Origin of the sequence: Parvibaculum sp., from assembly GCF_049671045.1 — a bacterium.
Lineage (GTDB): Bacteria > Pseudomonadota > Alphaproteobacteria > Parvibaculales > Parvibaculaceae > Parvibaculum.
This window is the reverse complement of the sequence record NZ_JBATUH010000118.1, coordinates 16,280-28,840: the sequence shown is the minus strand read 5'-3', so window position 1 is coordinate 28,840 and position 12,561 is coordinate 16,280. Positions and strand designations below refer to the sequence as shown.

Sequence of the window (12,561 nt, the reverse complement as noted above, 5' to 3'; positions counted from 1 at the left end):
GCAAGGGCCGCTCCAATCAGGAGATCGCGCAGGTTCTCGGCATATCGGTCGCGACGGTGAAGCTGCACGTCAATGCGATCCTGCATGCGCTCGGCGTGCGCAATCGCACGGAGGCCGCCATCATCGCGCTCAGCGCGCCGGCGCCCGTATCCGAAGACTGACAAGGTCAGATCATGTCGTCCGCGGCGCGGATCGCGATCAGCGGCTTCTTTCTTCTGCTGTCATTCGTTCCGGCTGCCTCCGCCTGCAAGCCCGGGCGGGGCGAGACGGTCGCCATTGCCGGGATCGAGATCGCGGGGACCACCGGCGCGGCGGAGCTTCGCCTTGCCGATGGGCGCACGCTCCTGCTCTCCGGTATCGAGATGCCGCGTCCAGCCTCCGCCGGAGGCAAGGGCGCGAAGCATGCCGATGACGCGCGCCGGTTTCTCTCCGAACTTGTCGCCCGGGGACCCGTCGCGCTCAATGCCGGCAAGCTCAAGCACGATCGCCATGGCCGCGCCATCGGCTTTCTCGTGCTTGCCGATGGCGGCACGGCGCAGGAGCGGATGGTCGAGGCGGGGTTCGCCCGTGTGAGGAGCGCGCCGGACAGGCGCGTCTGCGTCCGCCATCTTCTCGAAGTCGAGGCGCGCGCCCGCGCCCTTTCGCGCGGCATCTGGGCCGATCCCGTTTACGAGATACGCGATGCGGAGAGCGTCGAGGCGCTGTCGCGGCTCGAAGGCAGCTTTCAGATCGTCGAGGGCCGGGTCGCGCGCGTCTCGACCATCGCCAGGCGCGTCTATCTCAATTTCGCAGAGGACTGGCGGCGGGACTTCACGGTGACAGTCGAACCCGCCGACGTTAAGCTTTTCGCAGCCGGTGTGGATTCGGTCGGAGATTTGTCGGCATTGGAGGGGCGGGAGATTCGCGTCCGCGGCTTCATCGAGCGCTTCAACGGGCCGGCAGTGACGATCACCCATCCCGAGCAGATCGAGATTCTGGACGCCGGGCGAGGTGCGGGGCATGCAGGCAAGACGGACGGAAAGACGCGCGGGAACTGAGATGTTGCGCCGTTCCGGCTTTTCACTTGCGCTCGGGGCGCTCCTGTTTCTCGCAGGCTGCACGACGAATCCTGCCACGGGGCGCACGCATATCGCGCCGCTCATGTCGCCCGAGCAGGAAGAGCGGGCGGGCGCGGAGGCCCATCCGAAAATCATCGAGACCTATGGCGGCGTCTATGGGGACGAGCGTGTCGGCGCCTATGTCGCCAGGGTCACCTCGCGGATCGCCAAGGGCTCGGACCGGCCGGATATCGCCTATCGGGTCACGGTTCTCGACAGCCCTATCGTCAACGCCTTCGCGCTTCCGGGCGGCTATGTCTATGTGACGCGCGGTCTGCTCTCGCTCGTCGATGACGAGGCGGAGCTTGCAGGCGTGCTCGGCCATGAGATCGGCCATGTCGTCGCGCGGCACAGCGCGCAGCGCCAGACGGCGGCGCTCGGCGCCTCGGTCGTGGGCGCCGTGCTCGGCGCGGTCGTCGGCTCCGGCATGGTGAACCAGGCCGTCAGCATGGGCGGGCAGGGGCTTCTCGCCAGCTACTCGCGCGATCAGGAATTCGAGGCGGATTCGATCGGCGTGCGCTATCTCGCGCGGGCGGGTTACGACCCTTATGCGGAGGCCGATTTCCTGCAAACCATGGATGCGCAGGAGCAGCTCAGCGCGCTTATCAGCCGCCAGAAGCAGAGCGGCTCGGGCATGGACTGGCTTGCGAGCCATCCGGCAACGCCCGATCGTGTGGCCGCGGCGCGTGCCCATGCCGATGAGACGGGAGTGCAGCCGGGCACGGGCGACCGCCAGCGCGAAAGCTTCATGCGCGCCATTGACGGGCTCGTCTATGGCGACAGTCCTGATAACGGCATCGTCCGTGAGCAGACATTCATGCATCCGAAGCTTCGCATCGCCTTCTCGGTGCCGAAGGATTTCGTCATGACGAACACGGCCAAGGCCGTCATCGCGCAGGGGCCGGGAAAGACGGTGGTCAAGTTCGACGCAGCGCAGAAGGCGCCGGGCACCGATATCGCCAGCTATCTCACATCGGTCTGGGCCAAGGGCGTCGAGCTCCAGGGGCTTCAGCGTCTGACGATCAACGGCATGAATGCGGCGGCATCGACGGCCGTCGTCGGGGAGTACAACGCGCAGCTCGTCGCCATCGAGGCGGAGCCGGGCACGGTCTATCGCTTCCTCATGGGAACGAAGCCCGAGGCCGGCACGCGCTACAATGCGGCGCTGAGAGGTGTGGCCATGAGTTTCCGGCGTCTTTCGGAGGCGGAGGCCCGCGCGGTGAAGCCGCTGCGCATCCGGATCGCGACCGTGCAGCCGGGAGACACGGTGGCGACACTCGCGGCGCGCATGGCCTTTTCCGATTACAAGGTCGAGCGCTTCCGCGTCCTGAACGGGCTCGGGCAGGACAGGCAGCTCAAGCCCGGCATGCTGGTGAAGATCGTCACTGACTAGACGGGCGGGACATTGCCGCCAAAGAAAAGGCCCGGCGCGAGGCCGGGCCCTTAAATCCTGTCAGCGCCGCGAGCAGGCTCAGGCGGCTTCGGTCTCATCCTCGGACTCGGCCTCGGGCGCGGCCTTGCTGCCCTTCTCGCCGCGTCCGGAGCCGCCCTGAAGCGCTGCTTCCACGCGCAGGATAGCGGCATCCTCGCCGATCCGCTCCACGGCGGCCACTTCGCGCGCCATGCGGTCGAGCGCGGCCTCATAGAGCTGGCGCTCCGAATAGGACTGTTCCGGCTGGCGCTCGGAGCGGTAGAGATCGCGGACCACTTCGGCGATCGAGATGAGGTCGCCGGAATTGATCTTCGCCTCATATTCCTGCGCCCGGCGGCTCCACATGGTGCGCTTGATGCGGGCGCGGCCGCGCAGCGTCTCGAGGGCGGAATCGACCACATTCGAGTCCGAGAGCTTCCTCATGCCGACGGCCTGGGCCTTGTTGGTCGGAACGCGGAGCGTCATCTTCTCCTTGTCGAAGTTGATGACGAAAAGCTCGAGCTTGTAGCCGGCGACTTCCTGCTCCTCGATGTCGAGGATCTGGCCGACGCCATGGGCCGGATAGACCACGAATTCCTTGGCCTTGAAGGCGGGCTTCGCGGGCGCTTTCTTTTCGTCCTTGGCGGCCTCGGCCTTGGGGGCGGCAGCCTTCGGCGCGGCGGCCTTCGCCTCCGGCTTGTGGGCTTCCAGCTTCTGGTGCTTCGCCGCCTCGATCTTGGCCTTCACGGCGGGCGCGGTCGCCTTCGCCGCGGCCTTGGTTTCAGCCTTGGCCTCGGGCTTCACGGCCTTGGCGGGCGCGGGCTTCTTCTCCGCCGTCTTTGCAGTGGCCGGCTTCGCCTTGGCGGCGGCGGGCTTCGCGGCGGCCTTGGGCGCCGGCGCGGCGGATTTCGATGGCGTCGGTTTCGTGCTTCGGCTCGGTTTCACGGATGCGCTGGCAGCCTTGGCCTTGACCCGCGCGGGTTTGGCCGGCGTTTTGGCTGCACCGGATTTCGCCTTGCCGGCCGAGCCGGCGATGGACTTGGAAGCCTTCTGCGCTTTGGTCGTCATAGGATTTCCTAACCCATAGGACTAAGCCTGAAGATGTCCTTCCGGCCGGTCCTGTCCATGTCTGCGAAACGAAACTGCTCCGTCAAAAAGCCTGACCTGCCCCTGACGCCTTGAAACGCCACGGGATCTGGCCGATCTTGACCTTGTGCTTTTCACGCAGGGCCGCCGGCGAACTCGCTTGGCCGAAACGTCCTCTGCCGCTATCCGGAGACCGTTCCGGCTCCAGATCGCTGTACCAAAGACCTAAACTAAAAAGTTTAAGTCTTGATTGTCGGGCTTTCTTGCTCAGTTCGCGTTTGTCTCGCGAAATTTCAAACTTGAGACAACATACCACGAACGCCGCCTAAAGGGAAGGCGGGCCTCGCAAAACCCTTTTGCGGGCATGGACATAGGCAGGAGCGGACCTGCCTCTTTATGCGTCATGCGGGCGGAGCGCCTGGAGGCGCCGCCCCCGCGTCAGTCGCCCTGGCCGGGCTCGGCCGAGAAATACTTGTCGAATTTTCCTTCCACGCCCTGCCAGTCATCGGCATCGGAGGGCGGCTCGCGCTTCACCGTGATGTTCGGCCATTTCGACGCATATTCGGCATTGACCTCCAGCCACTGCTCGAGCCCCGGCTCGGTGTCGGGCTTGATGGCCTCGGCGGGGCATTCCGGCTCGCAAACGCCGCAATCGATGCACTCGTCGGGATGGATGACGAGCATGTTGTCGCCTTCGTAGAAGCAATCGACGGGGCACACTTCCACGCAATCCATGTATTTGCAGCGGATGCAGGCTTCGGTCACAACGTAAGTCATCTCAATCTCCATCGCGTCCGCCATCCCGCCGGCGGGCGCTTCTTCGTCCGTTCGGACCCGTCAGGACCGAGGTTCCATGCCGAGCCGGGCGAGCACTCGCTGGCGCGCCTGACCTGAATCTCGGTCGGGAACGTATATCAGGCCGGCGACACGCCGCAACAGGTTGGCTTCATAGTCGTCGAGTTCGCCATCGGCGTAGACGACCTCCCACATTTTTTCAATGAGTGCGATGCGCTCCTCGTCGCCATAAGCGCGCTTGATCGTTTGCGCCCAGCGGAAAAGGTCCATCGTCTCGGCTTCCTCGCCCTCGGCGGCGGCGATCAGCCGGTCGAGTTCTTGCGGCGAAAGGCGAAACGCGGCGGCAGCGATGCGGCGGATCGTTTCGCGTTCGTCGCTCGTGAATTTCGCGTCCGTCGTCGCGGCGCGAATGAGAAGCGCCACCACGGCGACCTGGAGATGGTCGAAGCCGTGCCCTACCTCGGGCGCGCCGCCACCCGTCAGGAAATCCTTGATCCGGTCGAACATGCCATTCGCCATGGAGACGCTTCCTTACGACAAGCGGGTGCGCATCAGGATCCGTCCTTCAGCGCGTCGGTGCGGCGGCGATCCTTCTTCGTCGGCCTGCCGCTTCCTGGTTCACGCGCGGCGATGGATGTTTCCGTCGCAGCAGGCGGCGCGGGCGGCGCGAGGTCGGCATAGAGCCCGCGCGCCTCGGCGGCGGGGCCGCGCCTTGTACCGGACGCGACAACCTCGATCACGCGGATATGAGGGCCGAGCGGAAAGGTCAGCACGTCACCCGGCCGCACGAGCCGGCTCGCCTTGACGACGCGCTCGCCATTGACGCGCATCTTGCCCGAGGCGACAAGCGCGGCTGCAAGCGTGCGGCTCTTCAGGAAGCGCGCAAACCAGAGCCAGCGATCGATGCGCTGTCCGCTGACGGGCTCGACCGAACCGCTCATCCGCCCCTTCAGTCGCCGCGCACGCGCTCTTTGAGCACGGCGAGGGCCGCGAAGGGCGAATCGGGATCGATCTCGCGTTCGCGGCGCGGGGGCTTGGCCGAATATTCGCGCCGCTCGGGCCCTTTGCCGGGCTTGCCGTGGCGCTCATCGCGGCGATCCTTGCCGCGCCGGTCTCTGTCCTTATCCCGATTCTTGTCGCGCGGCTGGCCGCGTCCTTCGGCGGGTTTCCTGTCGCCGCCTGCTTTCGCCTCGCGCGATTTATCGCCGCGATGGCGGCCGTGGCGCTCCTGCGCCTCGCCTGCTTCCGGGCCTTCGGCCCTGCGGGGGTGGCGTTCGCGCGCCGCGGGCTTGTTCCGCCGCACGGGACGCCAGATCTCAAGCTCGACGAGTTCTTCCCCGGCTTCGGCCGCGCCCGCCTCATTGTCGGTCGTTGCGGCTTCGACTGAAGAGGCTTCGGCAGGGGCTGCTTCGGCCGGGCTGGCTTCGGCCGGGCTGGCTTCGGCTTCCGGCGCGGGCTCCGCCACGGTCTCAGGCACGGCCTCGGTTTCCGGCTCCGCCGTGGCCGTTTCCACCGTCGCGGGGGTCACGGGCTCTTCGGCTGCCGCTTCCGGTGCCGCCGCCTCTTCGCTCGCAGCCGTCGCTTCCGCGGCGGCGGCCTGCGCGCTGATCGGCGCGGTCGGCGCGATCGGCTTTTCCGCTTCGGGCTTCGGCGGCTTCACCTTCTCGAGCCGCGGGCGATAGCCGAGACCTTTCAGGAGATTCGCGAATTCCTCGCCCGAGCAGCCGACGAGCGACATCATCGCGGGCGTCACGATGAAGCCGCCATTATAGCTGCGTGCCGCGATGATCGGGCGGATGAGGTCGGCGATGCGCTCCAGCATGTCGAGCCGCACGGCGCGGCCGCCGCAGAGGCGGAAGCCGAGCGCCTCATAGAAGCCCTGGGGCGCGGCCGCATCGCCGGGCACGGAGGTGAGGCCGGGCGCGGGCGGTTGCGGCAGTTCGGCGAAGGGATCGGCAACGTCCTTGCGCGCCAGCGCCCAGAGCGTCAGCAGCAGCCGCGCGGGCGCGGGCTTGAGCAGCGCGGGCATGAAAATCGAATAGGCGCCGAAACGCACGCCATATTTGCGCAGCTGGCCGCGCGCGTCCTGATCGAGCGCGCGAATGTCGTCGGCGACCTTCTCGCGGCGGAGCGAGCCGAAGCTCTCGACGAGACGGAAGGCGATGCCGCGCGCCAGGCCCGCCACATCTTCCGCATCGCGCAGCGCGACGAGCGGCGCGAGCACGCTGTCGACATGGGATTTGAGCCAGGCTTCGAGCCGCGCCGCCACGCTTTCGCGCGAGGCGCCATGCAGCTCGTCACCGGCGATGAGTTCGATGCGCGGCTCGAGCGGCTTGTCGCTCGCCCTGATCTCGGCGACGGGGGCGCCGTCCCAGATCAGCCGTCCGTGTTCGGACAGATGGATCTCGCCATCAGGCGCGGCGGCAAGCCTTGCGGCGCGCGCAGCGATCTCGAGCGCGATCACCGGCTCGGAGGCCGCGCGCAAGACCGTGCCATGCACGCCCTCCGCCTTCAGATCGGGCACGAATACAAATCCCTGGAGGCGGCCGACATACTCACCCTCCACCAGAACTTCACCGTCGCTCGTTACCGCCGCCATAAGATCCTCGTTCTGGCGCAGACGCTTCATCAGGAGGCTGGTCCGGCGGTCTATGAACCGCTGTGTCAGGCGCTCATGCAAAGCGTCGGAAAGTCTATCCTCTATCGCACGCGCGCGCTCCTGCCAATGCACAGGATTCCGGAGCCAGTCCGCGCGGTTCGACACATAGGTCCAGGTCCGCACATGGGCAATGCGGGTGGCGAGCGTATCGATGTCGCCATCCGTGCGGTCCACGCGCTGAAGCTGGCCGGAAAGCCAGTCTTCCGGAATCTTTCCGGAATCCCCCATGAGAAAGAGGTAGATGCGCGTCAGAAGGCCCGCATGTTCGCTTGCCATCGTCTTTCTGAAGTCGGGAACCTGCGCCACGTCCCAGAGCCTGCGGATGGCGGCCGGCGCGCGGGCGATGCGCGCCACCTCCTCGTCGGCGGCCATTCGCGTCAGGGCCTCGAGGTCTTCGGCGGCGGGGGCACGCGTCAGGCCGGGCCGGTCGGGCACGCGTTCGAGGCTGCGGATCAGCGCCGCGACGCTCGAGAATTCAAGCTCCGGGTTGCGCCATTGCAACACATGTTCGGCATCGAAATGGTGGTTTTCGATGCGTTCGATCGTTTCTTCGGAGAGCGGGGCGGCATCGCCGGTCACGCCGAAGGTGCCGTTGTTCATATGCCGCCCGGCGCGTCCGGCGATCTGGGCGAGTTCGGAAACCCTGAGCGGGCGATGGCCACGGCCGTCGAATTTGGAGGTCGCGGCGAAGGCCACATGGTCCACATCCATGTTGAGGCCCATGCCGATCGCGTCGGTGGCGACGAGAAAATCGACATCGCCCGACTGGTAGAGCGCGACCTGCGCGTTGCGCGTGCGGGGCGAGAGCGCGCCCATGACGACGGCGGCGCCGCCGCGCTGGCGGCGCATGAGTTCGGCGATGGCATAGACCTGATCGGCGGAGAAGGCGACGACGGCGGAACGGCGCGGCAGCCTTGTCAGCTTTTTCGAGCCGGTCCAGGCAAGCTCGGAAAATCGCGGCCGGCTGACGAAGATCGTATCGGGCAGAAGCTTCTGGATGAGGCCGCGCACGGTTTCGGAGCCGAGCATCATCGTCTCGGAAAGGCCGCGCACATTGAGCAGCCGGTCGGTGAAGGTGTGGCCGCGCTCGCGGTCGGCGGCGAGCTGGATTTCATCGACGGCCAGGAATTCGACCGGACGGTCGAGAGGCATCGCCTCGACGGTGCAGATGAAATAGCGCGCGGTGGAAGGAAGGATCTTCTCTTCGCCGGTGATGAGCGCGACGGCGGCCGGGCCCTTCACGCGGACGACACGGTCATAGACCTCGCGCGCGAGAAGCCGGAGCGGAAGGCCGATCATGCCCGTCTGGTGCGCCATCATGCGCTCGATGGCGAGGTGGGTCTTGCCGGTATTGGTGGGGCCGAGCACGGCCGTGATCCGGCCGGGGCGGCCGGCGGCTGGGGGCAGGTTCTGCGGGGGGCGGGTGCTCATCTCGTGATCTTGCCTCAAGGCGGGCACCTTCCCCGCAAAGCGCGGTTCGCGCAAGCGTATTGGCGCCCGTCCGGGGCTTAATCAGGCTTTCGTTAAGGTCCGGAATATTGGGCGAACGAACCATGTCCGAATCGCTGACCGCGCCGTTTTCGGCATTCGTTCACGGCTAAGTCTTGTGGTTCGGCAATGGGTTAAGCGCATTTTCCGTTAACGCAGGGGCAAGTGTCGGCGGGCTTTCGCCGGCTGTACCGCAGTCTATAGTGATCGCATTCGCAATCTCGAAAACGAGGCAAACGGCAGGGAGGACCGCCACATGGATTTTACGATCCCCAGGGAGATCACCGACTATCTGAAGGTGCTCGACGCCTTCATCGAAGCGGAGATCAAGCCGCTTCAGGCGCAGGACGACAATGAGCGCTTTTTCGATCATCGCCGCGAGCATGCCCGCACCGACTGGGACAATCAGGGCCTGCCGCGCCATGAATGGGAGGCGCTGCTCGGCGAGATGCGCCGTCGCGCCGACAAGGCGGGGCATCTGCGCTATGCGCTGCCGAAGGAATATGGCGGCAAGGACGGCACCAATCTCGGCATGGCCGTGATCCGCGAGCATCTGGCGGCAAAGGGCCTCGGCCTTCACAATGACCTTCAGAACGAAAGCTCGATTGTCGGCAATTTCCCGACCGTGCTCATGTTCCGCGATTTCGGCACGGCGGCGCAGAAAGCGAAGTTCATTCCCGGATCGCTCGACGGTTCGATCCGCGTTGCCTTCGGCCTCACCGAGCCCGAGCATGGCTCGGACGCGACATGGATGGAGACGCGGGCGCGGCGCGAAACGCGCGACGGCGTGGCGGGCTGGCTCATCAATGGCCAGAAGATGTGGAACACCGGCATGCATGTCGCCACACATGACTTCGTTTTTGCGCGCACGAGCGGCAAGGATGGCGATGCGCTCGGCATCACGTGCTTCATCGTGCCGACGGATGCACCGGGCGTGAAGGTCGAGGAATATCTCTGGACCTTCAACATGCCGACGGACCATCCGCGCGTTTCCTTCACCAATGTCTGGGTGCCGGAGAGCGAAATCCTCGGCGATCCGGAGCGCGGGCTCGAGCTTGCACAGCATTTCGTGCATGAAAACCGCATCCGCCAGGCGGCGTCGAGCGTCGGCGCGGCGCAGTTCTGCATCAATGAGAGCGTCAAGTACGCCAAGCAGAGAAAGCCCTTCGGCAAGCCGCTCTCGGCCAATCAGGCGATCCAGTTTCCGCTCGTCGAGGCTCATACGGAAGCCGAAATGATCCGTACACTGATTCACAAGACGGCGTGGCAGATGGACCAGATGCCGAAGCCCGATGTCGCGCGCTATCTGTCGGACAAGGTTTCGATGTGCAATTACCGCGCGAACAGGCTTGTCTGTCAGGCGGCTGATCTCGCCATTCAGGTGCATGGCGGCATCGGCTATTCGCGCCACAAGCCCTTCGAGCACATCTATCGCCACCACCGCCGCTATCGCATCACCGAGGGTTCGGAAGAGATCCAGATGCGCAAGGTGGGCGGCCACCTCTTCGGCATGATCGGCGCCGGAGCGAAGAAGCAGGCGGCCGAGTAGTCATGAGCGAGTGCGGGTGCGGCGGCATCGCCGCATCCGCCGGCTCACGCGCTTGCTGCCTCGGCTCGGCCGGCGGGGCAGAGCCGGGTCGCGGGCAGCGTCAGCCGCGCCGTCGTGCCCTTGCCCAGCACGCTTTCGAGGCGGAAGGTTCCGCCATGCATTTCCACCAATGACTTCGTGATCGGCAGGCCGAGGCCCGTGCCGCCATAATGGCGCGCGGTTGAATCGTCGACCTGGGCGAAGGGCTCGAGAACCTGCTCGAGCTTGTCCTCGGGGATGCCGATGCCCGTGTCACTGACCGAGATTTCCAGATCGCCGTCCCTGGCGATGACCGCGCCCACATGGATATTGCCATAATCGGGCGTGAACTTTCCGGCATTGGACAGAAGGTTGAGCATGATCTGGCGCATGGCGCGCAGGTCGGCGCGGAGCGGGGGCAGTTCGCTCGCGATCGAGAGATGCACGGTCTGGCCCTTCTCGTTGGCGCGGGGCCTGATGATCTCGATCGACCAGCGCAGCACTTCGCCGATGTCGATCTCCTCTTCCTCGAGCGGATAGCGGCCGGCCTCGATCTTGGAAATGTCGAGGATATCGTCGATGACGCTCAGCAGATGCGCGCCGCTGTCGCGGATGTCTCTGGCATATTCGACATAGCGCGGCGAGCCCAGCACGCCGAACAGCCCTTTGTGCATGATCTCGGAGAAGCCGATGATCGCGTTGAGCGGCGTTCTCAGCTCGTGGCTCATATTGGCGAGGAATTTCGACTTGGCGCGGTTCGCAAGCTCGGCCGTTTCCATGGCCTTGCGCAGTTCTTCCTCGGCGCGGCGGCGGTCGACGGCGATGCCGGCGAGATGGGCGGTGCTGAGGAGATAGGCCGATTCCCACGCATTGGGCTCGCGCGGCTCCTTGAAGTGCACCGCGATGCCGCCGATGCCGCCTCTGCCTTCGCGCGACAGGATGTTCTGCAGCCAGAAGCCGCGCGTGCCATGGGCGCGGGCGAACTCCAGGAGCGCGGGATCGCCTTCCACGGCCAGAATATCGGGGATGACGAGGCGCTCGCGCGCGGTGACGACGGCAGCCCCGAAATTGCCGGTCTTGTTGTCGTCCCAGAATTTCTCGATCGCAGCGCGGAACTGCGGCGGAAAGCTCTGCGTGGCGCAGATGGTGAGATTGCGTTCCCTGTCGATCAGATAGACGGCGGCATCGGCGCCGGGGTTTGCCTCCTCCACGCCCTTGGCCACAAGCGTCATCACCTCTTCGAGCGGCATACCGGCAGCGACCGCCTCGAGCACCGCGAAATGACCGGCCATCTCGCGCTCGCTGCGCTTGCGTTCGGTGATGTCGCGCAGATTGACGACATAGCCGCCGATGATCGGGTCGGAGCGCAGGTCGGTGATGGAGGCTTCAAACCATTGCTGGCGGCCATCGGCGCCTTCGGCGAAAAACTCGACGCGCTGGACGGCGTCCTTGTGCTGAAGGCTCGTCGCGAACAGTTCCCTGAGCCGCGAGGCTTCTCTCGCCGGCAGCAGGGTGGGCGCCACGCGCCCGATCATGTCCCCCGGTTGCAGGCCGACCGACCGGACCGAAGGCGACACATAGGTGATGGTGTTTTCGGCATCGGTCACAATGATGGCGTCGAAGGCATTCTCGACCAGCGCGCGGAAGCGCTCCTCGCGGCGGCTGAGTTCGGCATTGGCCTCCTCGGCCCGGCGGCGCGCCGCATCGGACGCATCGCGCGCCGCGGCGAGATCGCGGATGAGATCCGAATTGTCGTAGCGCAGCTTCAGCGCATCTTCCGCCTGAAGGCGCTGCACTCTGGCCATGCGGCCGAGATAGGCATAGGTCAGCACGAAGCCGAGGCCGAGCGCCTCGAAGAGCGGCGTACCCGCGAAGAAGCAGCCTAGCGTCGCGGCGATCGCGCTCGGTCCGGACACGGCATAAAAGATCGTGCGGCGCGAGGCGCCGGTAAATGTCGTCACGACGACATGGATGACCTGCACCAGCACGAGGCTCAGATTCTGCATCTCGCTGTCGGGCTGCCAGAAGAGCGGCACGGATGCGACCCAGACGCCATTGATCGCCCAGTAGCGCAAGGCGCATTGGCGGGTTGCGGCAAGGGCGTCGATATATCCCTTCGTCGCGAAGAAGCGGCGCTGGAAGAAGGCGTATTCAAGCCCGAGCAGCGACAGGGCGAGCCACCAGACAAAGATCAGGCCGACGTCATATTCGCTTTGGAGGAAAAAGGAAAAGGCGCCGGAAATGGCCGGATAGAAGAGAGGAATGGAGCGATAGCTCCGCATCGGGCCGCGAAGAAGCTCGAGGCCGATTTCGTTCAGGCGCGCATCGGTGACGCTCATCGGGTCCTCTCCCCCGGCCTGGCTCATCAGGGCGGGCATGGGGATGCCGCAAAACCCTGCCGGAGACACGGCGGTGCGGCCGGGCCCGTTTCAGGCCCGACCGTCACAAACCTGCATCC

The 12,561-nt window shown here is 65.7% G+C and carries 10 protein-coding genes; 4 read left to right on the top strand and 6 right to left on the bottom strand.

Going from position 1 to position 12,561, the window contains the following annotated elements; all coding sequences use genetic code 11:
• From WBG82_RS14220 to WBG82_RS14210, 3 genes are all read left to right on the top strand, one after another.
• Positions 1-161, top strand: a 161-nt coding sequence (locus WBG82_RS14220) for a response regulator transcription factor (RefSeq protein ID WP_424425303.1), incomplete at its 5' end; no start/stop codon positions are given.
• 12 nt (positions 162-173) lie between these two features.
• Entirely contained in the window at positions 174-1,037 is an 864-nt protein-coding gene (locus WBG82_RS14215; protein WP_424425301.1) for a thermonuclease family protein, read from the top strand.
• A gap of 1 nt (position 1,038) precedes the next feature.
• The gene (locus WBG82_RS14210; protein WP_424425299.1) at positions 1,039-2,490 is read left to right on the top strand and encodes a M48 family metalloprotease; all 1,452 of its coding nucleotides are present in this window, start codon (positions 1,039-1,041) and stop codon (positions 2,488-2,490) included.
• Between the two features lie 78 nt (positions 2,491-2,568).
• Here WBG82_RS14210 and WBG82_RS14205 read toward each other — a convergent pair whose 3' ends face one another.
• The 5 genes from WBG82_RS14205 to WBG82_RS14185 all read right to left on the bottom strand — a co-directional run bounded on the left by WBG82_RS14205 (position 2,569) and on the right by WBG82_RS14185 (position 8,479).
• On the bottom strand, positions 2,569-3,576 hold the full coding sequence (locus tag WBG82_RS14205) for a CarD family transcriptional regulator (protein WP_424425297.1): 1,008 nt from the start codon (positions 3,574-3,576) through the stop codon (positions 2,569-2,571).
• 456 nt (positions 3,577-4,032) lie between these two features.
• Positions 4,033-4,371: a ferredoxin FdxA gene (gene fdxA, locus WBG82_RS14200; RefSeq protein WP_324301690.1), complete on the bottom strand. Its 339-nt coding sequence runs from the start codon at positions 4,369-4,371 to the stop codon at positions 4,033-4,035.
• Positions 4,372-4,431: 60 nt separating this feature from the next.
• Entirely contained in the window at positions 4,432-4,908 is a 477-nt protein-coding gene (locus WBG82_RS14195; RefSeq protein ID WP_424425295.1) for a TerB family tellurite resistance protein, read from the bottom strand.
• A 32-nt stretch (positions 4,909-4,940) separates the two neighbouring features.
• Positions 4,941-5,330: an RNA-binding S4 domain-containing protein gene (locus WBG82_RS14190; protein WP_424425293.1), complete on the bottom strand. Its 390-nt coding sequence runs from the start codon at positions 5,328-5,330 to the stop codon at positions 4,941-4,943.
• An 8-nt stretch (positions 5,331-5,338) separates the two neighbouring features.
• Positions 5,339-8,479 carry a helicase-related protein gene (locus WBG82_RS14185; protein WP_424425291.1) on the bottom strand — a complete coding sequence of 1,047 codons (3,141 nt, stop codon included), beginning with the start codon at positions 8,477-8,479 and terminating at the stop codon, positions 5,339-5,341.
• A gap of 313 nt (positions 8,480-8,792) precedes the next feature.
• Between WBG82_RS14185 and WBG82_RS14180 the strand changes: the two genes are divergently transcribed.
• Positions 8,793-10,085, top strand: coding sequence for an acyl-CoA dehydrogenase family protein (locus WBG82_RS14180; protein WP_424425289.1), 1,293 nt, complete (start codon positions 8,793-8,795; stop codon positions 10,083-10,085).
• A 44-nt stretch (positions 10,086-10,129) separates the two neighbouring features.
• Here the strand turns inward: WBG82_RS14180 and WBG82_RS14175 are convergent, their stop codons facing one another.
• On the bottom strand, positions 10,130-12,442 hold the full coding sequence (locus WBG82_RS14175) for a PAS domain-containing sensor histidine kinase (protein ID WP_424425287.1): 2,313 nt from the start codon (positions 12,440-12,442) through the stop codon (positions 10,130-10,132).
• Between the last annotated feature and the right edge of the window lie 119 nt (positions 12,443-12,561).